Source organism: uncultured Gordonia sp., assembly GCF_937858515.1.
Classification (GTDB): Bacteria; Actinomycetota; Actinomycetes; order Mycobacteriales; family Mycobacteriaceae; genus Gordonia.
In genome coordinates this window covers 31,393-53,544 of the sequence record NZ_CALLZT010000125.1, presented here as the reverse complement: position 1 = coordinate 53,544, position 22,152 = coordinate 31,393, and the positions used below count along the sequence as shown (strand labels likewise).

The following is a 22,152-nucleotide window of genomic DNA, read 5'->3' as shown; positions in this document are numbered from 1 at the left end:
ATCCGGCACCCGGCTGGGATGACCGTCATACATCTCTGGATGTACGGCGGTACCAGGGTTGGGAGCCCTATCTCGCCGGACCCTTCGAGACGCGGTCGGCTCGCAAGCTCGCGCGACAGCCCTCAGGGATCAAGAAGGTGGATGAATCACTGTGACCGGTTCATGCCGTGCGATGGTGCTCAGGGATCAAGAAGGTTGTGGTCGGTCATCTTGATCCCTGAGGCCGATGCGAGGAACGAGCAAGGGTCTCGAAGGGTCCGGCGAGATGAGGCTGTACCTGCCCGGAGAACCTCGGCCCTGCCCAGATAGTAGATCACGCGAGAAGCTCGTTCAGCTTCTCCGACTTCTTCGCGATATCTGCCGACAGTCGAGCCACCCGCTTGTTCCAGATCGATTCGATGGCTTCTTCGGCCAGAACGGCTTTCTGGCTTCTTCCCGAACGCGCGGCTTCCTGTTTGATCATCTCGTGTTGTTCGTCGGTCAGTTCGACTGCCAGTGCGGGCATGTGGTGCTACTGGTACCGAACTATGGTACCCGGAATCAGTACTGCATAGTTGATCAATAATCGAAAGCGTGTTCGATATGCTGGGGTGGTGGGATGGAACAATGGGCCGCCGACCTGGTCGGAGATGGAGCGGGTGCTGTCGGGGCGCGCGCCCGAAGCGGGTGGCCGGATGGCCGAGACCTACGTGCCGGGGGATGGGAACGATTCGCCGGCCTGGTCTCGCAAGCGCGGGGCGTTTGTCGCCGACGACGTCGAACAGTGCGCGTCGAGGGTGGCCTATGCCGAACTGCACGCGCACAGTGCCTATAGCTTTCTGGACGGGGCGTCGATGCCGGAGGACATGGTCGCGCAGGCGCGGGCACTGGATCTGAAGGCTCTCGCGTTGACCGACCATGACGGCTTCTACGGGGTGGTCCGGTTTGCCGAGGCTGCCCGCGAATACGGGATGCCGACGGTGTTCGGGGCCGAACTGTCGCTGGAACGCGACGCCACCCGCACCGGCGTGCCCGACCCGCCGGGCGAGCACCTGCTGGTGATCGCGCGCAGTGGCGAAGGGTACCGGCGGCTCTCGCGCACCATCGCCGCCGCACACATGGCGGGTGGGGAAAAGGGGCTGCTGCGGTATCAACCCGATGCGCTGCCCGACGTCGCCGCGGGTCACTGGCTGATCCTCACCGGATGTCGTAAAGGGGCAGTGCGCCGGGCGCTCGAACGGGCCGGCGTGTCTGCCGCACACGAAGAGCTGCAGAACCTGATCGACCGGTACGGCCGCGACAATGTGGTCGTCGAACTGACCGCATCCGGACTGCCCGACGACGACGAACGCAACGCCGCCCTCGCCTCGATCGCCGCGGCCTGCGGTGTGCCGACGGTGGCCACCACCGGCGCGCACTTCGCCGCACCGGACCGCGGACGCCTGGCGATGGCGGTGGCGGCGGTCCGCGCCCGAACCGACCTCGACACCATCGAGGGCTGGCTGCCCGGGGTGGGTGGTGCGCATCTGCGCAGTGGCGACGAGATGATGCGCCTGCTGCCCGGACATCCCGGGGCCATCGACAACGCGGTGGGCATCGCCGCCGACTGCGCTTTCGAACTCGGCCTGATCGCCCCGCAACTGCCGCCCTTCGACGTCCCTGACGGGTACACCGAGAACTCGTGGCTGCGGGAGTTGACGATGCGGCGGGCGCGGCGGCGCTACGGTACCCCGGCGCAGCATCCCGACGCGTACCGCCAGATCGAACACGAACTGGCGATCATCGCCGCGCTGAACTTTCCCGGCTACTTTCTGGTGGTCGCCGACATCGTCGACTTCTGCAAGGACAGCGACATCCTGTGCCAGGGCCGGGGGAGCGCCGCCAACTCGGCGGTCTGCTATGCCCTGGGCATCACCAATGTGGATCCGGTGGCCAACAAGTTGCTGTTCGAGCGGTTCCTGTCGCCGGCCCGCGACGGTCCGCCCGACATCGACGTCGACATCGAATCCGATCGCAGGGAGGAGGCCATCCAGTACGTGTATCGGCGTTACGGTCGCGACTACAGCGCCCAGGTGGCCAACGTGATCACCTACCGGCGAAAGTCGGCGATCCGGGACATGGCCCGGGCGTTGGGTTTTGCCTCCGGCCAGCAGGACGCGTGGAGCCGTGATCCGGACGAGGCGCCCCCGCAGGTTGCCGAGCTGGCCGGTGAGATTCGAGGTATGCCAAGACATCTGGGCATCCACTCCGGCGGCATGGTGATCTGCGACCGGCCCATCGCCGATGTGTGTCCCACCGAATGGGCGCGGATGGAGAACCGCAGCATCCTGCAATGGGACAAGGATGATTGTGCCGCAATCGGTCTGGTCAAGTTTGACCTGCTCGGCCTCGGAATGCTGTCGGCACTGCACTACGCCATCGACCTGCTGGCCGAACACAAGGGTATCGACGTCGACCTGGCCAAGCTCGATCTGTCCGAACCCGCTGTCTATGAGATGCTGTGCCGCGCCGACTCCGTCGGTGTCTTTCAGGTGGAATCACGGGCACAGATGGCGACGCTGCCCCGGCTGCGGCCCCGCAACTTCTATGACCTTGTCGTGGAGGTGGCGCTGATCCGTCCCGGCCCCATCCAGGGTGGTTCGGTACATCCGTATATCCGGCGGCGCAACGGAAAAGAGAAGGTGACCTTCGAACATCCGTCGATGCGTAAGGCTTTGGAGCGCACCCTCGGAGTGCCGCTGTTCCAGGAACAATTGATGCAATTGGCCGTCGACGTCGCCGGATTCGACGCGGCTCAGGCCGATCAGTTGCGCCGGGCGATGGGTTCCAAACGTTCAACCCGGCGCATGGAGGAACTGCGCGGACGATTCTACGAAGGAATGGAACGTCTTCATCAGATCACCGGACCGACCGCCGACCGCATCTACGAGAAGATGGCCGCGTTCGCCAATTTCGGTTTCCCGGAAAGCCATTCGCAGAGCTTCGCCTCGCTGGTGTTCTATTCGGCGTGGCTGAAACTGCATCATCCGGCGGCTTTCTGCGCCGCATTGCTGCGCGCCCAGCCGATGGGCTTCTACTCCCCGCAGTCGCTGGTCGCCGACGCCCGGCGGCACGGGGTGCGGGTGCACCGGCCACACATCAACGCGTCCCTGTCGTGGGCGACATTGGAGAACGCGGGCACCGAACTGCGGCTGGGCCTCGCGGCGGTGCGCGGGGTGGGCGACGAGGTGGCAGGGCGGATCGTCGCCGAACGAGACCGGGGCGGGGACTACACCGACCTCGACGACCTGTCCCGCCGCGCCGAACTCGACATCCGGCATCTCGAAGGTCTGGCGGGTGCGGGCGCTTTCGATTGCTTCGGTCTCAGCCGCCGTCAGGCACTCTGGCAGGCGGGTGCTGCTGCGGCGGCACGGGCCGATCAACTACGGTTGGAGACGTCGGTGCCGGCGCCGGTGCTTCCGGGACTGTCGGAGATCGAGCTCGCCGCCACCGATGCGTGGGCCACCGGGATCACCCCGAACCTGTACCCGACGCGGTTCCTGCGGCCGCGCCTGGACGCGATGGGGGTGATTCCCGCCGACCGGCTGTTGTCGGTGGCCGACGGCGCGCGGGTACTGGTCGGCGGTGCGGTGACGCATCGTCAGCGGCCCGCGACGGCGTCGGGGGTGACCTTCATCAATCTCGAAGACGAGACGGGGATGGTCAACGTGGTGTGCTCGGTGGGCCTGTGGTCGCGGTATCGCGACCTGGCGCACTCGGCACCTGCGCTGCTGGTGCGGGGAAAGCTGCAGAACGCGGAAGGAGCCGTGACCGTGGTCGCCGAGCGCCTGCAGCGGATGAACCTGCGGGTGGGAACCCGTTCCCGGGACTGGCACTGAAGTCGGGACAGTACCGAGGTCAGGGCCGAACAAGTGAGACACGATAACGACGATCGGGGAAGTGATGTCGAAGACCGTGGTGGTCACAGTGAAACCGAACAGCAGCAAGGGCCCGCTGGTTGAGGCCGACGAGGACGGGGCGATCACGATCTTCGTGCGTGAACCCGCCACCGAGGGCAAGGCCAACAAGGCGGTCGGCGAACTGCTCGCCAAACACCTCGGCGTACCGAAAAGCAAGGTGGCCCTGATCGGTGGGGCAACCGCCCGCACCAAACGTTTTCGTATCGACTGAACGCGCCGTCGCATGATCCGCGCTTCGCAGGCTCGGCGACCTCAATCAACGGATCGGGATGGGCGCTGTCACCTACGCGTCGTTCTGAATCCGATCACAGGTCGACGGCGGTGTTGGCGCCGCAGAGCACCACACAGATTGTTGAATCAGGTTGTGTTGCAACCTGACCGGTGGTGACGGCGGCGAGCGCGGCGGCTGTGCCGTGTTCGACGAGCAGACGGTGATCGTGCCACAGGGCGGCTCGGGCGGCGACGATGTCATCGTCGGTCACCACGACGCTCGACACGTCGTCACGCCCGGCGACCGTGTTCCAGCAGATCTCGCCGACCTCGGTGGCGCCCAGCGAATCAGCGGCGATGCTGTCGAGTTCGGCCGGTATCCGGTGATCCGCGGCCAGAGCCTGATGCAGGCACGATGCACCCACCGGTTCGGCGCCGACGATCCGATCGCCGGACCGCATCCCGGTGGTCAGGCCGGCAATCAGTCCGCCGCCGCCCACACAGGTCACTATCGTCAGCGGGCCCTCGACATCGGCGGCCAGTTCGGGAGCGATCGTCCCGGCACCGGCGACGATGTCGGGCAGGTCGTAGGCGTGCAGCAGCAGGGCACCCGACTCATCCGCCATCGACGTGGCTACCTCGGCGGCCACCTGGTAGCGGTCGCCGGCCAGGTGCACCTGCGCGCCCAGATCCCGCAGCGCCGCGACCTTGACCCTCGGCGCGGCCTCCGGCACCACCACGGTGCACGGCACGCCCACGATCCTCGCCGCATGCGCGGCACCGATCGCCGCGTTCCCACCGGAGGCGACCAGCACCCCGGCCTCGGTCAGCAGACCCTGCTCCTGGGCGTGGAGAGTCGCATTGAGGCTGCCCCGGACTTTGAAACTGCCACCGAGCTGGGTGAACTCCAGCTTCAGTGCCACCTCGACCGCGCCGTTGACCGTCCCGATCTCGGTGCGCAATACAGGAGTTCGTCGCAGCCGCCCGGCGATGCGCGCGCGGGCGGACTGGATATCACCGCGGCTGATCCTCACACCGCACCCGCGAAATCGTTCTGACGCCACGCCTCGTAGATGGCGATGCTCGTGGCATTGGCCAGGTTGTGCGAGCGGCGGTCGGGCAGCATCGGGATGCGCACGGTGCCGGTGATGTGCGGGTCCGTCACGACGTCGTCGGGCAGGCCGGTCGGTTCCGGGCCGAACAACAACACATCGCCGGGCTGATACGCGATGTCGGTGTGCCGACTACGCGCGTGTGCGGTGAACGCGAACACCCGCTCGGGCCGCAGCCTGTCCCAGGCCGTGGCCAGATCCGGGTGCACGGTGACATTGGCCATCTCGTGATAGTCCAGACCCGCCCGCTTGACCTGGGCGTCGGTCATGGTGAAACCGAGCGGCTCGATCAGATGCAGCTCGCAGCCGGTGTTGGCCGCCAACCGGATCGCGTTGCCGGTGTTGGGCGGAATGCAAGGCTGAAAAAACATGATCCGGAACATGATGCCGGTCAGCTTAGTGGCCGGGCCGCCCGTCCCGGGGCGGCGGCCTGCCGCATGTGCCGGTGCGGTAATGGAACAATGGGCCGGGTGAGTGCGATACGACTTGACGGTAAGGCCACCCGCGACGAGATCTTCACTGATCTGAGCGTGCGGGTGGAGAAGTTGCGGGCCGAAGGCATCGTCCCCGGACTGGGCACCATCCTGGTCGGCGACGACCCCGGCTCGCACTCCTACGTCAAGGGCAAGCACAACGACTGCGCCCGCATCGGTGTCGAGTCCATCCGCCGGGACCTGGCCGCCGATATCACCCAGCAGCAACTCGACGACGCGATCGACGAGTTGAACGCCGACCCGGCGTGCACCGGTTACATCGTCCAGCTGCCGCTGCCCAAACACCTCGACGAGAACGCCGCGCTCGAACGCATCGACCCCGACAAGGATGCCGACGGCCTGCATCCCATCAACCTGGGACGGCTCGTGCTGGGTAAGGAATCGACGCTGCCCTGCACCCCGCGCGGTGTGATCCACCTGCTGCGCCGTTACGACATCCCGCTCGACGGGGCGCGGGTGGCCGTCGTCGGCCGCGGCGTCACCATCGGCAGGCCGATCGGGTTGCTGCTGACCCGCCGCAGCGAGAACGCGACCGTCACCCTCTGCCACACCGGCACCCGGGACCTGGCTGCCGAGGTGTCGCGGGCCGACATCGTCGTCGCCGCGGCGGGAGTCGGGCACCTGATCACCGCCGACATGATCAAACCGGGGGCCGCCGTCATCGACGTCGGGGTCAGCCGCAACGAGCAGGGACTCGTCGGTGACGTCGCCCCCGACGTGTGGGACGTGGCCGGGGCCGTCTCGCCCAATCCCGGTGGGGTTGGGCCGTTGACCAGGGCGTTCCTGCTGGTGAATGTCGTCGAACGGGCCGAAGCGCAACTCGCCGCACGCCGATGACCTCGCCGACGCCCGACGCATCGCCCCCTGACTCCGCGTCGCCTGACGCCACGCTCTCGGACAGCGCGGCCCCAGACGCCGTGGCCCCAGACACCGCAGTCCCGGACACCGCAGTCTCGGAAACCGGGGCACTGGACGAGGAACATGAGCGGGTGGGCCCGCTGCGGGCGCTGCTGGTGGAGTTGCCATACATCCTGGTGCTACTCGCGGCACTGCTCGCGGCCGTCTTCGTGACGTTCGATCGCTGGCGGCGTGGGGTATTCGTCCTCGGTTCGGCTTTGTTACTCGGTTCACTCCTACGGGCTTTGCTGCCGTCGGAGCGTGCCGGATTGTTGCAGGTCAGAGGGCGTGCGTTCGATTCGGCGCTGATGGCCTCCGCAGGCGTGGCGATACTGTGGCTCGCCACATCGATCGACTCGTTGGGCACGGATTCATTACAGTAGGATTGCTAACTACTTCAATCGATCGGGAGATCGCCCATCACTTTTCCAGCAGCACCCAGCAGAAACGCATCCCAGGGCTCCACAGCCCTGGGAGTATCGGTTGGGCGGGGCCTGGTGCACTACGTCCTGCTGACCGACGACGAGTCCGGGCGCAGCGTGGTGGACAGCAGAGTGATCGACGTCGACCATCGTGACGGTCTCGACGACGTCGGCCGGGTCAACGCCGGTATCGACATCATGCTCAACGCGGCCGGCGATCAGGATCTGCATGTCACGGCAATCGGGGTGGCCACCCCCGTCGGTACCCGGCGTCGCGCTGTGGAGGGCAAGGGATCGGGCACCCGTCGGCAGATCCGCCTCTTCGCCGACGACGAGGCCATCGCCAAGTACCTGTCCGGCACCGGTGAGATCGACAGGTACTCGTCGGTCCTCGTGGTGGATTGCGGCGACAGCGGAATGTCGATGTACACGGTCGACCCGGCAACGCTGTGCACCGGGGAGGCCATGCGTTCCCGGGCGATCAGCGGCCGCAGCATCGACGAGGCCATCGCCCGGTCGGTGACCCGGTCCGAACCGGACATCGCCGACGGCCCGGGATTCGGTCCGGGCCTGCGCGACGTGATCAGCGCCTGCCGCACGGCAAAAGAGGATCCGGCCCAGTCGGCACACAGCACACAGGGGCAGATCCCGCACGTCGCCGGGGTCGGCAAGGTCGACGTAACCGAGGGCATGGTCGCCGATGCGGTCGCACCGATGGTTGCGCGGGCCCGGCGTGCCGTTGCCGATGCCCTGGCCGTCGCGGCGAAGCGGGGTGCGGACCCCGAGGCCGTGGTCCTGGTCGGCGGGCTTGCGAACATTCCGGCGGTACGGACGATCGTGACCCGCCATGGGAGCAGAGCCGCGGTGATCCCGGCCATGCCGGAGCTGGCGTCGGCGGTCGGTGCCGCACGGCTCGCGGCAGCCCGGGCGGGCGCCTCGCGACAGACGGTCATCGGCGGCGGAATCACCCGCGGGCTGCTGTCCCCGCTGCCGCTGGCGGTAGTGGCCGCGCTCCTCGGTGCGGTGCTGATGACCCTGTACGCGGTGGGCACCACCCTGGCAGGACGTGAAGTGCCCGGCCCGGTGGAAGCACCGACCGTGGCCGAGCAACCGTCGATGGACCGTTCGTCGGCGGTCGGGGCGACGACGCGCTCATACCGGCGCCTACCCGAACAACGGCGGACGCAGCTGTCCTCCAGGGTTCCGCGGACCGAACCGTCGTGGACGGACACGCCGGGCTGGGCCACGATCGAACTCCCGCCGCCGGAGGCGTCGTCGACCACGACTCTGCGTCCGGCACCGCCCGCCGACGACGGTGTGCCGACGACCACGCTTGTCCCGCCTCCGCTGCGGCCCGAGACGTCAGCGCAGGCCCCGGGACAGTCGACGACCAGACCGCCGTCATTGACCGGGGAACCCTCACAGACCGGGGAACCATCCTCACCGGAGAAGCCGGAAACGCCGTCGTCGGGGAGTCCGGAGCCGAGCGACCCGGGCTCGGATCCGTCGTCCGGGCCGACCGCCGGTGAGGTGCCCTCGGATTCGGGGAGCGGTAACCAGATCAGTGCCCCGGCCGACGCCGGGCCCACGGCGGAGTCGACGTCGGGCACCGACCAGGAGTCAGGCACCGAGGTGCCGGAACCGGAAGGCACGTCGGAGAATCCCTAGGACCGCCGGTCCGGTCCGGAGACGGCTGTGCCCGTCCTACGGACGGGTTTGCCGCGCGACTTCGGCCGTGTACCGCAGCAGATCGGCGACCTCGTCGGTCTCGGTGAGGAAGCCGTCGTGTCCCTTCTCCGAATGCACCACATGCAGCCCGCCGACGGAGTTTCCGAGACCCTCGGCGAGCTCGTTCTGCAGGCGCAGGGGAAACAGCATGTCCGAGTCGATACCGCCGATGACCACGGGAACGGTACAGCCACGCAGCGCCGCCTCGACCCCGCCCCGATTCCTGCCGACGTCGTGGAGATTGGCCACCTCGGTCAGGAGGACATAGCTGCCGGGATCGAATCGCTCGATCAGTTTTTCCGCCTGGTACTCGAGGTAGCTTTCGATGGCGTAGCGGCCGCCGGTGAGGGGGTCCTCACCCGTTTGGGGTGAATTGCTGAATCGTTCGTCCAGCTCTGCCTCACCGCGGTAGGTCAGATGTGCGAGCCTGCGGGCGATACCCATGGCCGCGGCGGGAGACCTGCCGGTGCCGTAGAAGTCACCACCCTGCCAGTCCGGGTGGGCTCTGATCGCGGCGAGCTGCGCCGTTTGCATACCGACCTCGAACGCGGTGGCACGGGCGCTGATCGCCAGTACCAGTGCGGAGCGGAGCCGGTCGGGGAACCCGATGGCCCATTCGAGCGAGCGAGCGCCGCCCAGCGATCCGCCGATCACACACGCGACCTTGTCGATGCCGAGCCGATCCATCAGCCATACCTCGGCCCGGACCTGGTCGAGCAGCGTGATCCTGGGGAACCGCGAGCCCCAGGCCTTGCCGTCGGGTGCGATGGACGAAGGTCCGGTGGAACCCTGGCAACCGCCAAGGATGTTCATCGAGATGACACACCACTCGTCGGTGTCGATGGCACGCCCTTGGCCGATCACCTCACTCCACCAGCCGCCGGCCGGGTGCTCGTCATCGGCCGGGCCGGTGACATGGGAATCGCCGGTCAGCGCGTGCAACGCGAGGACCACGTTGTCGCGGTCCGCTGACAACGTGCCCCAGCGCTGGAACGCCATCGTCACGTTGTCGAACACCTCGCCGCTGTCGAGTGGCAGCGGTGCCAGCGTGGCGTAGGCCAACTGGCCGTCGGGAAGGTCCTCCCAGGACGTCACATCCGACAGACTGCCGACCCCTTGATTCGCGCTCGTTTGATTTGCGCTCGTCTGATTCGTGGTCATCGGCAGGAGTCTACCTGCGGCCCGCGCGGGCGATCTCGGTCGTGTACCGTAGCAGGTCCCCGATGGCGTCGGCCTCGGTGAGGAACCCGTCGTGGCCCTTGTCCGAACGCACCACATGCAGTCCGCCGACGGCATTGCCGAGGTTCTCGGCGATCTCCACCTGCAGGCGCAGTGGGTAGAGCCGGTCCGAGTCGATCCCGCCGACGACCACGGGTACCGTGCAGCCGCGCAACGCGGCCTCGACACCGCCACGTCCCCGGCCGACGTCGTGGGTGTTGAGCGAATCGGTGAGTACGACGTAGCTACCCGGGTCGAATCGCCGGCCCAGTTTGGCCGACTGATGTTCGAGGTAGCTTTCGACGGCGTATCGGCCGTCGGCGAGCGGATTCTCCGAACCCTGTGCGTCGTTGCCGAACCGGTCATCGAGTTCGACCTCGGCACGGTAGGACAGGTGCGCCATCCGCCGGGCGATACCCATACCGGTGGTGGGGGCCCGGCCGGTGCCGTAGTAGTCGCCGCCCTGCCAATCCGGGTCGGCCTTGATCGCGGTGATCTGGGTGGACTGGATGCCGATCTGATCGGCGGTGGCGCGCGCTCCGACAGCCAGCACCAGCGCGGACCGGATCCGGTCGGCGTGTCCGACAGCCCATTCCAGCGCCCGCGCACCACCCATCGAACCGCCGAGGACCGACGCCACCTGGCCGATGCCGAGCGCGTCCATCAGGGCCAGTTCGGCCCGCACCTGGTCACCGATCGTGACCCGCGGGAATCGCGATCCCCAGGGCCGGCCGTCCGGTGCGATCGATGACGGTCCGGTGGACCCGCGGCAACCACCGAGGACATTGGCCGAGACGACGCACCATTGGCCGGTGTCGACGGCGCAACCGGGACCGATCAGCCCGTCCCACCAGCCCGCGTCCGGATGGTTCTCGTCCGCGGGCCCGGTGACATGTGAGTCGCCGGTGAGAGCGTGCAGTGTGAGAACGACGTTGTCGCGGGCGGGCGACAACGTGCCCCAGCGCTGGAACGCCAGGGTCACGTCGTCGAGTCTCTCGCCGTTGTCGAGCGTGAGCGGCCCCACCGAGGTGTACATCAGCTCCCCGTCGGGAGTGTTCTCCCAGTCGAGGTCTCCGGTGGTCTCGGCTACCGGTTGGTCAATACTCACCGGCAAGAGTTGCTCACTTGTTCTCACGCATCACCTGTTCACTTGGCCGCGACGAATCCCTGCTCAAGGTCGGCGATGATGTCGTCGATACCTTCGATACCGACGGCGAGCCGGACCAATCCGGGGGTCACTCCGGCGGCGAGCTGCTCTTCGGGCGTCAACTGGCTGTGGGTGGTCGACGCCGGATGGATCACCAGGGAACGGACGTCGCCGATGTTGGCGACATGGCTGTGCAGCGTCAGCGCGTCGACGAACCGCTTGCCGGCATCGACTCCGCCGGTGATCTCGAACGCGACGATAGCGCCCTGCCCCTTGGGAGCCAATTCTTGCCCGCGCTCGTACCACGGCGACGCCGACAGACCGGCATACGTCACCGACGTGACCTGCGGATGATCGTTGAGATGTGCGGCGACGCGCTGCGCGTTGGCCACATGGCGCTCGACGCGCAGGCTCAGCGTTTCCAGACCCTGCGCCAGCAGGAAGGCGTTGAACGGCGAGATCGCCGCACCCGTGTCGCGCAGCAACTGCACGCGGATCTTCAGCGCGTATGCCGGCGCGCCGAGATCGGCGAACACGGCGCCGTGGTAGCTGGGGTCGGGGGTGGTGAATCCGGGGAACAGGTCGGTGCCGTCGCGCTGCACCCGCCAGTCGAAGGTTCCGCCGTCGATGATCACGCCGCCGATCGCGGTGCCGTGGCCGCCGATGTACTTGGTGGCCGAGTGGACCACGACGTCGGCGCCGTGGGCGAGCGGGTTGAGCAGGTACGGGGTGGCCACGGTGTTGTCGACGATCAGCGGCACGCCGTTGGTGTGGGCCACTTCCGAGATTCCCTTGATGTCGAGGATCTCGTTGCCGGGATTGGCGATGGACTCACCGTAGAAGGCACGGGTGTTGTCGCGGACCGCGGCCTGCCAGGAAGCGGGATCCTCGGGATCGTCGACGAAGGTGACTTCCACACCCAGCTTGGGCAGCGTGTAGTGGAACAGGTTGTAGGTTCCGCCGTACAGCCGGGGGCTCGCGACCACGTGACTGCCCGCCTCGGCCACATTGAGCAGCGCGTAGGTGGTGGCTGCCTGGCCCGAGGCCACCAGCAATGCCGCGACACCGCCTTCGAGTGCGGCCAGACGCTGTTCCACCGCGTCCTGCGTCGGATTCATGATGCGCGTGTAGATATTGCCGGGCTCGGCCAGGCCGAACAGGCTCGCGGCGTGCTGGGTGTCCTGGAAGGCATAACTGGTGGTCTGGTAGATCGGCAACGCGCGCGCCGGTCGTCGGATCCGGCGACTGGCCGACGTGGATCTGCTTGGTTTCGAAGCTCCAGTTGTCCGCTGGATTCGCTGCGTCAGACATGACGTGATACACAACTTTCTACGGTCGGCAGGGCCATGCGAGACCCTGGTGGGGTCCGACCTTCGGACCCGCGCTTGCCGGGAGGCCTGACGGCCCCCAACCCGGTCATCACCCGGAGCACCCCACCGCGGATGGAGGGTTGCCGATCAGCGAGCCGGGGCTTTGCGCTGATACTTATGACCTGGCGACAAGGATATAACACCGATTCGGGGCAAGGAGAACCCTCCTACTCAGATCGATTGCAACGCCGCCGATATCGGCGCCGCCATGAGCTGTGTGAACGATCTCACCGTGGCTCTCCGGAATGGTGCCGCCGTCCGTCGCCGTTGCGGCTTTCGTGCCGGCTGAATCCACCCGCCCCGTCCTGCAGTTCGCCGATCCGCCGCAACGAACCGGCGGTGATTCGTCGCGCCGTCCGGGGTGGGTGATCCTCGCGTCGGCACGTAGGCTCGGGAGCCGTGTCCATCGTCATCACCACGGTCAATGTCAACGGCATCCGAGCCGCGGTCAAACAACGCAACGAACGCAACGAGGGAATGCTGCGCTGGTTGTCGCACACGGCCTCCGATGTGATCCTCCTGCAGGAGATCCGGGCCTCGCACAAGCAGGCCCATGACGCGCTGGCTCCCGCACTGGCGAGGGGCTGGCATCTGACGATGACCGAGTCGTCGGTGAAAGGGCATGCAGGCGTCGGCGTGTTGAGCCGCACCGAGCCCGTCGCAGTGCGGACCGGATTCGGCAGCACCGAGTTCGACGGCCTCGGCCGGTATGTCGAGGCCGACTTCACCGACCCCGGTACAGGCGAGCTGACCGTCGCCAGCCTGTACCTGCCCAAGGGTGCCGCCGACACCCCGCAGGACGCGGCCAAGTTCGAGGAGAAGAAGCGCTTCCTCGACGAGTTCGGCGTCCATCTCGGCCACCTCGGAGCACAGTCGAGGGGAGTGGTCGTCGGTGGCGACTGGAATATCGCTCCCGCCGAGGCGGACATCAAGAACTGGAAGGGCAACCTCAAGAGCCCCGGATTCCTGCCGCACGAGCGCGAGTGGGTCGCGGGTCTGCTGGCGTCGGGATGGTCCGATGTCGTCCGGGACCTGCACCCACAGGCAGCGGGACCGTACAGCTGGTGGTCGTGGCGCGGTAAGGCCTTCGACAACGACGCGGGCTGGCGCATCGACTACCTGCTGGCGAATGCGCCGATGGCGGCGCGGGCGGGTGCGGCGGTCGTCGACCGGGCCGACGCCTACGATCTGCGCTGGTCCGACCACGCACCTGTGACCGTCACCTTCGGCTGACGTGCCCGCGCGCGACAGGACGACGTGCCGACATAATCCGGTTGAACGGCTTTGAGACACTGGAACCCATGACGAGTGAAGACGCCGCCGGCGCAGGAGCCGAACCCCGCAGCGGCAAGCGGGTCCTGTCCGGAATCCAGCCGACCAGTGACTCCTTTCATCTCGGGAATTACCTCGGGGCGGTCCGTCAGTGGGTGCAGCTGCAAGAGGATTTCGACGCCTTCTACTTCATCCCCGACATGCACGCGATCACGGTGCCGCATGACCCGAAAGTGCTGCGTGAGCGCACCCGGGTGGCGGTGGCGCAGTTGCTGGCGGTGGGCGTCGACCCCGGCCGCGCGACGATCTACGTCCAGTCGCACGTTCCCGAGATCGCGCAGCTGACGTGGGTGCTCTCGTGCCTCACCGGTTTCGGCGAGGCGAGCCGGATGACCCAGTTCAAGGACAAGTCCGCGAAGCAGGGGGTGGACGCGGCCGGCGTGGGCCTGTTCACCTACCCGATCCTGATGGCCGCCGACATCCTGGCCTTCCAGGTGGATCTGGTGCCGGTGGGTGAGGACCAGCGCCAGCATCTGGAGCTGACCCGCGATCTTGCGCAACGCTTCAACAAGCGGTTCGGCCGGGCGCTCCGGGTACCCGAGCCGTTCATCGTGTCCGAGTTCGCCAAGATCTACGACCTGCAGAACCCGACCTCGAAGATGAGCAAGTCGGCCGACACAGACAAGGGCCTGATCAATCTGCTCGACGACCCGAACCGCTCGGCCAAGAAGATCCGTTCCGCGGTCACCGACACCGGTGCCGAGATCAGCTTCGACCGCGAGAACAAGCCGGGTGTGAGCAACCTGCTGACCATCCAGTCCGCGCTCAGCGGCGTCGGTGTCGATGACCTCGTCGCCAAGTACGCGGGTAAGGGGTACGGCGACCTGAAGGTCGACACCGCCGAGGTGCTGTCCGATTTCGTGGAGCCCTTGCGTGGGCGGGTCGCCGAATACACCGCAGATCCGGCGTATCTCGACGGGATCCTCGCGGTGGGAGCACAACGCGCGCGCGAGATTGCATCGGACACACTCAAGGTTGTGTATGACAAAGTAGGCTTCCTGGCACCGAAGGTGTGAGGGCGCATCTCCCTCGCATCGCGACGAGGGAGACATCGGGGATGAGTTCTGCGATCGATTCGGCCAAGGGCGCGGTGAGCTCGGGGAAGGAGAAGTTCGCCGAGGCACAGCAACGATGGCCGTTGCTCAAACACATCCTCGACACGGTCACCCGATACGGCGAACGCCGCGGAAACCTGCACGGTGCCAGCATCGCCTTCACCGGCATCCTGGCGCTCATTCCGGTCCTGATGGTCGCGTTCGCCATCGCCGGTTATGTCCTGGCGGGCAATCAGGAGTGGCTCGACAAGATCCAGGACTCGGTCGTCGAGCAGATGCCCGGCGACATGGGCTCCCAGGTGTCCGATCTGATCGATTCGGCGATTTCCTCCCGCGCCACGGTCGGTGCGGTCGGTCTGCTCGGTGCCGCGTTCACCGGTGTCGGCTGGATGTCGGGCGTGCGGATGGCGCTGACCGAAATGTGGGGCGGCCGCATCAAACGCAACGCGGTGCTGGCCAAGCTCGGCGACCTGCTGACCTTCGTGGTCCTCGGCCTGGCATTCATCGTCACGATGGCGCTGAGCGCACTGGGCAGCAGCGGGCTGCTCAACGAGAGCATGAAGTGGCTGATGATCGACGACATGCCTTGGGCGGCAACCCTTATCCGGGTAACGTCGATCACCGTCTCGTTGTGTGCGTCGTGGATGCTGTTCACCTTCGTCCAGGCACGCCTGCCGCTGATGAAAGTGCCGTTCCGCCGTTGCCTGCGGGCCGGTCTGCTGATGGCGGTGGCCTTCGAGATCCTCAAGACCTTCGGTGGCATCTACCTGACATCGGTGACCAGAGGCCCGGCCGGTGCGGCCTTCGGCTCGATCATCGGCATCATGGTGTTCGCCTACCTGGCATCGCGAATCCTGTTGTACGCCACGGCCTGGTGCGCCACCGACCCGAGGAACGAGGCATACCAGGTGGTCGACCAGATCGAGCCGCCGACCGAAGAGGACGAGCAACGAACCGTCGTCGTTTCGCCGACGTATACGGTCAGCCCGACGCCGCGGCCGTCGGTGATCGCCGGTGCATTGGCGGCGGGGGCAGTTGTCGGCGCGGTGGTCGGGGGTCTTGTGCGGCACTGAGTCGCCGGAGCTGTGCGAGTTGTCCACAGCCGGGTAAGTGGTCTCCGAAAATCAGCCGTTGCGGGCCGATACTGGTAGTCGTGACCTGGGAGGAGAATTACCATGACTGCTATGCCGACCGAAGCGTTGGGGTTACCACGAGGACGGGATCTGACGCGCGATGATCTCGATGCGATGCCCGATGACGGGTACCGGTACGAACTCATCGACGGAATACTCATCGTGAGTCCGGCACCCCGGCGCGTGCACCAGCGGGCCGTCGGAAACCTGTACCTCGCTTTGCGGCAGTCTTGCCCGGCGGACCTTGAAGTACTGTTGGCGCCGTTCGACGTCGCGCTCTCCGACGACACCGTGATGCAGCCCGATCTGCTGGTCGCGTCCCGCTCGGCCACCACCGAACGGGACCTGCCGTCGGCGCCGCTGCTGGCCATCGAGGTGCTCTCACCGTCGACGCGCAGTTTCGATCTGCTGCTCAAGAAGGATCGTCTCCGGCGCGCAGGCTGCCCACACTATTGGGTTGTCGATCCCGGCGAGCCGTCGATACTGGCCTGGGGGCTCGCCGACGGCGAATACCGGGAGACGGCGCACGTCATCGGCGACGACACATTCACGGTGGAACAACCGCTCCCGCTGAGCGTCGTGCCGGCCGAACTCGGCAACTGAAAGTACTTCCACGCGGATGCCGAAAACAGAACGGCCCGCGGACGTTTCGGTCCGCGGGCCGCACTGGGGCTGAAGCGATGTGGGGTCAGCGCGAGAACATCAGGGCGCGCTTGACCTCGGAGATGGCCTGGGTCACCTGGATACCGCGCGGGCAGGCGTCGGTGCAGTTGAAAGTGGTACGGCAGCGCCACACGCCGTCGACATCGTTGAGGATGTCCAGCCGCTCGACGGCGGCCTCGTCGCGGCTGTCGAAGATGAACCGGTGCGCGTTGACGATGGCGGCCGGACCGAAGTAGCTGCCCTCGTTCCAGAAGATCGGGCAACTGGTGGTGCAGCAGGCGCACAGGATGCACTTGGTGGTGTCGTCGAAACGCGCGCGGTCGGTCTGGCTCTGGATGCGTTCGTACGTCGGCTCGTTGCCCGAGGTGATCAGGAACGGTTTGATCGCCCGGTACGCGTCGAAGAACGGCTCCATGTCGACGACGAGATCTTTTTCCACCGGCAGGCCCTTGATGGGTTCGACGGTGATCGTCAGTTCTTTGGACGAGTCCTTGGGCAGGAAGTCCTTCATCAGCAGTTTGCAGGCGAGCCGGTTGACGCCGTTGACGCGCATCGCGTCCGAACCGCACACGCCGTGTGCACAACTGCGGCGGAAGGTCAGGGTGCCGTCGAGGTAGCCCTTCACGTAGAGCAGCAGGTTCAGCAACCGGTCGGTCGGCAGCGCCGGGACACGGAAGCTCTCGAAGCCTTGGGCGTCGGGGTTCTCCGGGTTGAAGCGGTAGATCTTCAGCGTGATCATGGTCGCTTCGGCCGGCACCGGGGGCAGCGGCGGCTCGTCGGAGCGTGCGGCGGGGTTGTCCAGGATTGCGGTCATCAGTACTTACGCTCCATCGGCTCGTAGCGAGTCTGAACCACCGGCTTGTAGCCCAACTCGATGTCGGAGATGAGGTCGGTGCCCTTCTTGTACGCCATCGTGTGCATCATGTAATTCACGTCATCGCGCTTCGGGTAGTCCTCGCGGGCGTGACCACCGCGCGATTCCTTGCGATTGAGCGCACCGACGACGGTGACCTCGGCCATTTCCAGGAGGAAGCCGAGCTCGACGGCTTCGAGGAGGTCGGAGTTGAAGCGTTTGCCCTTGTCGTGCACGCGGACATGCTCGTAGCGCTGTTTGAGCGCACGCACGCCGTCGAGTGCCCGGGTGAGGGTCTCTTCGGTGCGGAACACCGATGCGTTGTCGTCCATCAGTTGCTGCAGTTCCCTGCGGATGTCGGCGACACGCTCGTTGCCGTGCTCGGAGAGCACTCCGGCGAGCCACTCGTCGACCATGGCCGTCGGGGCCTCGGGCAGCGGGACGAACTCGGCGGTGGCGGCGTACTCGGCGGCCGCGATACCGGCACGACGGCCGAAGACGTTGATGTCGAGCAGCGAGTTGGTGCCGAGGCGATTGGCGCCGTGCACCGACACACAGGCGCATTCGCCCGCGGCGAAGAGTCCGTGGACCACCTCGTCGTTGTTCCGCAGGACCTGGCCGTTGATCTTGGTCGGGATACCGCCCATGACGTAGTGGCAGGTCGGGTACACGGGGACGTACTCGGTGACCGGGTCGACGCCGAGGTAGGTGCGCGCGAACTCGGTGATGTCGGGCAGCTTTTCGTTCAGGACGTCTTCGCCGAGGTGTGTCACGTCGATGTAGACGTAGTCCTTGTTGGGGCCCGCGCCGCGGCCTTCGAGAACTTCCAGCACCATCGAGCGAGCGACGATGTCGCGGGGCGCGAGGTCCTTGATGGTGGGGGCGTAGCGTTCCATGAATCGCTCGCCGTCCACATTGCGCAGGATGCCGCCCTCACCGCGGACCGCCTCGGAGATGAGGATGCCCAGGCCGGCCAGACCTGTCGGATGGAACTGGTGGAACTCCATGTCTTCCAGGGGAAGTCCCTTGCGGAAGATGATGCCCATGCCGTCGCCGGTCAGCGTGTGCGCATTCGACGTGGTCTTGTACATACGTCCCGAACCGCCGGTGGCGAAGACGATCGACTTGGCGTGGAAGACGTGGATCTCACCGGTGGCCAGCTCGTAGGCGACGATGCCGGTCGCGGTCAGTTCGCCGTCCTCGTTCTCCGACAGGCACAGGTCGAGGGCGTAGAACTCGTTGAAGAACTCGACGTCGTGCTTGACGCAGTTCTGATAAAGCGTCTGCAGGATCATGTGGCCGGTACGGTCGGCGGCGTAACAGGCCCGTCGCACGGGCGCCTTGCCGTGGTCGCGGGTGTGTCCGCCGAAGCGGCGCTGATCGATGCGGCCCTCGGGGGTGCGGTTGAACGGCAGACCCATCTTCTCCAGGTCGAGCACCGCGTCGATGGCCTCCTTGGCCATGATCTCGGCGGCGTCCTGGTCGACGATGTAGTCGCCGCCCTTGACGGTGTCGAAGGTGTGCCACTCCCAGTTGTCCTCCTCGACGTTGGCAAGCGCGGCGCACATGCCGCCCTGCGCCGCGCCGGTGTGGGAGCGGGTGGGGTAGAGCTTGGTGAGCACTGCCGTGCGCGCCCGGGGAGCGGCTTCGATGGCCGCACGCATCCCGGCTCCGCCGGCGCCGACGATGAGCACGTCGTAGCGGTGTTCCTGCATAAGTCTTGGTCTCCTTTGTCCGACGCGCAGGGTCAGTCGACGCTGGCGACGTCGAAGGTGAGAAGGGCGTACGTGCCGAGAACCAGCACGAGCAGCATCGACAGGGCCAGAAGGACATTGAGCCAGAAGCGGGTCGAGTCCTTGCGGGTGTAGTCGGCGATGACGGTGCGCACACCGTTACCACCGTGCAACTGGGCAAGCCACAGCATGGTCAGATCCCAGATCTGCCAGAACGGCGAGTCCCACCGCTCGGCGACGTACGAGGCGTCGATGCGGTGCACGCCGTCCTCCCACGCCAGCATGATGAACATGTGGCCGAAGGTCAGGATGATCAGCGCCAGGCCGGAGAAGCGCATGAACATCCACGCGTTCTTCTCGAAGTTGCCGCCCTTGGGCTTGCGCGGGGAGCGCGGGTTGTCGAGGCTGGCCGGCCGGACGTGTTCTTTTTCGAGCGTCTTGGCCAGTTTCGGGTTTGCTGAAGTGGTCATGTCCGTCGGCTCCTAGAACGAATGCTCGATGAGGATCTGCAGGAGCCGGACCGCCATCGCGCCGAACAGCACGACGAACAGGCCGAGGATGCCCCACAGCATCTGCCGCTGGTACTTGGGTCCCTTGGCCCAGAAGTCGACCAGGATCAACCGCAGGCCGTTGAGGGCGTGGAACAGGACACACGCGACCAGGCCGATCTCCATCAGGCCGATGATCGGGGTCTTGTACGTCTCGATGATCTCCGAATACTTGTTCGGGTCGATACGGATGACCGCGGTATCGAGAACGTGAACGAACAGGAAGAAGAAAATAGTGACACCGGTAATACGGTGCAACACCCAGGACCACATGCCTGGATCGCCTCGGTAGAGGGAACGCTTACGCACCGGATCTGGTGCTACCTCGGTCGGCGTGCTCATCGGAAAGTTGGCCTCCAACACCGTCGATGGATTGGCTGGGCCGACTGCTCACGAAGCTGCGGGCGACCCATGCATGAGACTTTAAACCTATGCTGAGGCCATCGTTTAATTACCCGAACACATTTGAGAGACAAGATAACTCGAATTAGGTTTGCCTTACCAATGTCATCTATGACGTCGGGCTGGTCACATCCGGTCCGCGAAGTGATGTCGAGGAGGTTGTGATGGTCGGTACTGCCGAGTGGAAGACGTTGCGCGACAACGCAAGGATGATGATCGACAAGGCTTACGCACCGTATTCGAGATACCCGGTGGGTGCTGCCGCGATCACCGACGACGGTCGTGTGGTGTTCGGATGCAATGTGGAGAATGTCTCATACGGACTCACGATCTGCGCCGAGGTGACACTGGTGGCTCAGCTGGTGGCCACCGGCGGTGGGCGGCTGCGGGCCGTCGCGGTCTGTGACGCCGACGGGTCGCCACTGATGCCGTGCGGCCGGTGCCGGCAGGTGCTCCTGGAACACGGCGGGCCCGATCTGCTGGTCGACCACGCCGACGCCCCGCGCACCCTCGGCGAGTTGCTGCCCGACGCGTTCGGGCCGGCGGACTTGGATCGGATCACCCGGTGACGCCGGTCATCGACGCGGTGTCGGTCATCGCAGACAAACGCGACGGCCGCGAACTGACCGACGAGCAGATCACCTGGACCATCGACCGGTACACCCGTGCCGATGGCGTCGCCGACGAGCAGATGTCGGCGCTGTTGATGGCAATCTACCTGCGGGGGATGACCGATCGGGAGATCGTCACCTGGACGCGGTCGATGATCGACAGCGGCACGCGGATGGACTTCGGCGGCCTGCGCCGCGCCGGCAGGCCGGTCGCGACCGTCGACAAGCATTCGACGGGTGGGGTGGGCGACAAGATCACCCTGCCACTCGCGCCGCTCGTCGCGTCGTTCGGGGTGGCCGTACCGCAACTGTCCGGGCGCGGACTCGGGCACACCGGGGGAACCCTCGACAAACTGGAGTCGATCAGCGGCTGGCGGGCGGATCTCACGACGGCGCAGATGCATTCGCAGCTGGAGTCGGTCGGCGCCGTGATCTGCGCGGCGGGTGCCGATCTCGCGCCGGCCGATCGCAAGATGTACGCGCTGCGTGATGTCACCGGGACCGTCGAATCGATACCGCTGCTCGCCAGTTCGATCATGAGCAAGAAGATCGCCGAGGGAACCGGTGCGCTCGTACTGGACGTGAAAACCGGTTCCGGCGCGTTCCTTTCGTCGTCCGACGACGCGCGGCGGCTGGCTGAGACGATGGTCTCACTCGGCACCGCCGCCGGGGTACGGACCACCGCCCTGCTCACCGACATGTCCACGCCGCTGGGGCTGACCGCGGGCAACGCGGTGGAGGTAGCCGAGTCTCTGGAGGTGCTCGCCGGCGGCGGCCCGGCCGACGTCGTCGAACTCACTCTCGCGCTGGCGCGGGAGATGCTGGCCGTCGCCGGTCTGCCCGACGCCGACCCCGCCGCCCACCTGGCCGACGGCAGGGCGATGGATACCTGGCGGTCGATGATCGCCGCACAGGGCGGCGACCCGGACGCCCCGCTGCCGGTCGCCCCACACGTGGAGGTGGTGCGGGCAGCGTCGTCGGGTGTGCTGATGAGCCTGGACGCGCATGCGGTGGGGGTGGCGGCCTGGCGCCTGGGTGCGGGCCGGGCCGTGCCGGGAGCCGCGGTACAGGCCGAGGCCGGTGTGGTGCTGCACGCCAAACCCGGTGACGCGGTGGTCGCGGGAACACCCCTGTACAGCCTGCACACCCGGACGCCCGAGGCTATCGGCGGGGCCGTCGCCGCGCTCGAGGGTGCGGCCGTGATCGGCCCCACTGTGGTCGGTGCGGATCGGGATTCTCGCCCGCTCACCCGGCCGCTGGTGCTCGATCGCGTTACCGTCTGAGAG

The 22,152-nt window shown here is 66.5% G+C and carries 20 protein-coding genes, 1 pseudogene and 1 riboswitch; of the genes and pseudogenes, 11 read left to right on the top strand and 10 right to left on the bottom strand.

Translation table 11 applies throughout. The annotated features are described in order from the left end of the window. Positions 1–313: 313 nt before the first annotated feature. The gene (locus Q0627_RS11570; protein ID WP_298810001.1) at positions 314–505 is read right to left on the bottom strand and encodes a hypothetical protein; all 192 of its coding nucleotides are present in this window, start codon (positions 503–505) and stop codon (positions 314–316) included. An 88-nt stretch (positions 506–593) separates the two neighbouring features. Here Q0627_RS11570 and Q0627_RS11565 point away from each other — a divergent pair, with 88 nt between their 5' ends. Both Q0627_RS11565 and Q0627_RS11560 read left to right on the top strand, forming a co-directional pair. Further along, positions 594–3,857 (top strand): error-prone DNA polymerase, encoded by a 3,264-nt coding sequence (locus Q0627_RS11565; protein WP_291012904.1) that lies wholly within the window; start codon positions 594–596, stop codon positions 3,855–3,857. A 64-nt stretch (positions 3,858–3,921) separates the two neighbouring features. Continuing rightward, positions 3,922–4,149, top strand: coding sequence for a DUF167 domain-containing protein (locus tag Q0627_RS11560; RefSeq protein ID WP_298810048.1), 228 nt, complete (start codon positions 3,922–3,924; stop codon positions 4,147–4,149). Positions 4,150–4,243: 94 nt separating this feature from the next. Here the strand turns inward: Q0627_RS11560 and Q0627_RS11555 are convergent, their stop codons facing one another. Together Q0627_RS11555 and Q0627_RS11550 are read right to left on the bottom strand one after the other, a co-directional pair. Beyond that, positions 4,244–5,182, bottom strand: a complete 939-nt coding sequence (locus Q0627_RS11555) for a serine/threonine dehydratase (protein WP_298809998.1) — start codon at positions 5,180–5,182, stop codon at positions 4,244–4,246. After that, positions 5,179–5,643 carry a tRNA (cytidine(34)-2'-O)-methyltransferase gene (locus tag Q0627_RS11550; protein WP_298809995.1) on the bottom strand — a complete coding sequence of 155 codons (465 nt, stop codon included), beginning with the start codon at positions 5,641–5,643 and terminating at the stop codon, positions 5,179–5,181. The genes Q0627_RS11555 and Q0627_RS11550 overlap by 4 nt, the downstream gene beginning before the upstream one ends. Positions 5,644–5,730: 87 nt before the next feature. Here Q0627_RS11550 and Q0627_RS11545 point away from each other — a divergent pair, with 87 nt between their 5' ends. The 3 genes from Q0627_RS11545 to Q0627_RS11535 all read left to right on the top strand — a co-directional run bounded on the left by Q0627_RS11545 (position 5,731) and on the right by Q0627_RS11535 (position 8,741). Beyond that, on the top strand, positions 5,731–6,591 hold the full coding sequence (locus Q0627_RS11545; protein WP_298809992.1) for a bifunctional methylenetetrahydrofolate dehydrogenase/methenyltetrahydrofolate cyclohydrolase: 861 nt from the start codon (positions 5,731–5,733) through the stop codon (positions 6,589–6,591). 131 nt (positions 6,592–6,722) lie between these two features. Next, entirely contained in the window at positions 6,723–7,034 is a 312-nt protein-coding gene (locus Q0627_RS11540) for a DUF3017 domain-containing protein (RefSeq protein ID WP_291020024.1), read from the top strand. Positions 7,035–7,148: 114 nt separating this feature from the next. Further along, entirely contained in the window at positions 7,149–8,741 is a 1,593-nt protein-coding gene (locus tag Q0627_RS11535; RefSeq protein ID WP_298809989.1) for an Hsp70 family protein, read from the top strand. A 36-nt stretch (positions 8,742–8,777) separates the two neighbouring features. On the opposite strand, the gene Q0627_RS11530 is transcribed toward Q0627_RS11535, so the two are convergent. The 3 genes and pseudogenes from Q0627_RS11530 to Q0627_RS11520 all read right to left on the bottom strand — a co-directional run bounded on the left by Q0627_RS11530 (position 8,778) and on the right by Q0627_RS11520 (position 12,477). Then, complete coding sequence (locus Q0627_RS11530) at positions 8,778–9,962, bottom strand: homoserine O-acetyltransferase (RefSeq protein WP_298809986.1); 1,185 nt, start codon at positions 9,960–9,962, stop codon at positions 8,778–8,780. Positions 9,963–9,972: 10 nt separating this feature from the next. Next, a complete protein-coding gene (locus tag Q0627_RS11525; protein WP_298810044.1) occupies positions 9,973–11,133 on the bottom strand; it encodes a homoserine O-acetyltransferase in 1,161 nt (386 codons plus the stop codon). Between the two features lie 32 nt (positions 11,134–11,165). Further along, a pseudogene (locus Q0627_RS11520) lies at positions 11,166–12,477 on the bottom strand (bifunctional o-acetylhomoserine/o-acetylserine sulfhydrylase). Positions 12,478–12,542: 65 nt separating this feature from the next. Beyond that, positions 12,543–12,659, bottom strand: a riboswitch (SAM riboswitch). A 276-nt stretch (positions 12,660–12,935) separates the two neighbouring features. On the opposite strand from Q0627_RS11520, the gene Q0627_RS11515 reads away from it, so the two are divergent. The 4 genes from Q0627_RS11515 (at position 12,936) to Q0627_RS11500 (ending at position 16,659) form a co-directional block, all read left to right on the top strand. Beyond that, positions 12,936–13,769 carry an exodeoxyribonuclease III gene (locus Q0627_RS11515; RefSeq protein ID WP_298809983.1) on the top strand — a complete coding sequence of 278 codons (834 nt, stop codon included), beginning with the start codon at positions 12,936–12,938 and terminating at the stop codon, positions 13,767–13,769. A gap of 68 nt (positions 13,770–13,837) precedes the next feature. Continuing rightward, positions 13,838–14,884 (top strand): tryptophan--tRNA ligase, encoded by a 1,047-nt coding sequence (gene trpS, locus Q0627_RS11510; RefSeq protein ID WP_291020004.1) that lies wholly within the window; start codon positions 13,838–13,840, stop codon positions 14,882–14,884. A 41-nt stretch (positions 14,885–14,925) separates the two neighbouring features. After that, complete coding sequence (locus Q0627_RS11505; RefSeq protein ID WP_298809978.1) at positions 14,926–15,996, top strand: YhjD/YihY/BrkB family envelope integrity protein; 1,071 nt, start codon at positions 14,926–14,928, stop codon at positions 15,994–15,996. Positions 15,997–16,098: 102 nt separating this feature from the next. Further along, complete coding sequence (locus tag Q0627_RS11500) at positions 16,099–16,659, top strand: Uma2 family endonuclease (protein WP_298809976.1); 561 nt, start codon at positions 16,099–16,101, stop codon at positions 16,657–16,659. Positions 16,660–16,744: 85 nt separating this feature from the next. On the opposite strand, the gene Q0627_RS11495 is transcribed toward Q0627_RS11500, so the two are convergent. The 4 genes from Q0627_RS11495 to sdhC are packed head-to-tail and all read right to left on the bottom strand — an operon-like array spanning position 16,745 to position 20,195. Then, complete coding sequence (locus tag Q0627_RS11495; protein WP_291020086.1) at positions 16,745–17,533, bottom strand: succinate dehydrogenase iron-sulfur subunit; 789 nt, start codon at positions 17,531–17,533, stop codon at positions 16,745–16,747. Then, a complete protein-coding gene (sdhA, locus tag Q0627_RS11490; RefSeq protein WP_298809973.1) occupies positions 17,533–19,287 on the bottom strand; it encodes a succinate dehydrogenase flavoprotein subunit in 1,755 nt (584 codons plus the stop codon). Before sdhA ends, Q0627_RS11495 begins: the two co-directional genes overlap by 1 nt. A gap of 32 nt (positions 19,288–19,319) precedes the next feature. Continuing rightward, complete coding sequence (locus Q0627_RS11485) at positions 19,320–19,775, bottom strand: succinate dehydrogenase hydrophobic membrane anchor subunit (protein ID WP_298809970.1); 456 nt, start codon at positions 19,773–19,775, stop codon at positions 19,320–19,322. 12 nt (positions 19,776–19,787) lie between these two features. Continuing rightward, positions 19,788–20,195 (bottom strand): succinate dehydrogenase, cytochrome b556 subunit, encoded by a 408-nt coding sequence (gene sdhC / locus Q0627_RS11480; RefSeq protein WP_298809968.1) that lies wholly within the window; start codon positions 20,193–20,195, stop codon positions 19,788–19,790. A gap of 224 nt (positions 20,196–20,419) precedes the next feature. Between sdhC and Q0627_RS11475 the strand changes: the two genes are divergently transcribed. Continuing rightward, positions 20,420–20,824, top strand: a complete 405-nt coding sequence (locus tag Q0627_RS11475) for a cytidine deaminase (protein WP_291020093.1) — start codon at positions 20,420–20,422, stop codon at positions 20,822–20,824. Next, positions 20,821–22,149 (top strand): thymidine phosphorylase, encoded by a 1,329-nt coding sequence (locus Q0627_RS11470; protein ID WP_298809964.1) that lies wholly within the window; start codon positions 20,821–20,823, stop codon positions 22,147–22,149. The genes Q0627_RS11475 and Q0627_RS11470 overlap by 4 nt, the downstream gene beginning before the upstream one ends. The last annotated feature ends 3 nt before the right edge of the window (positions 22,150–22,152 follow it).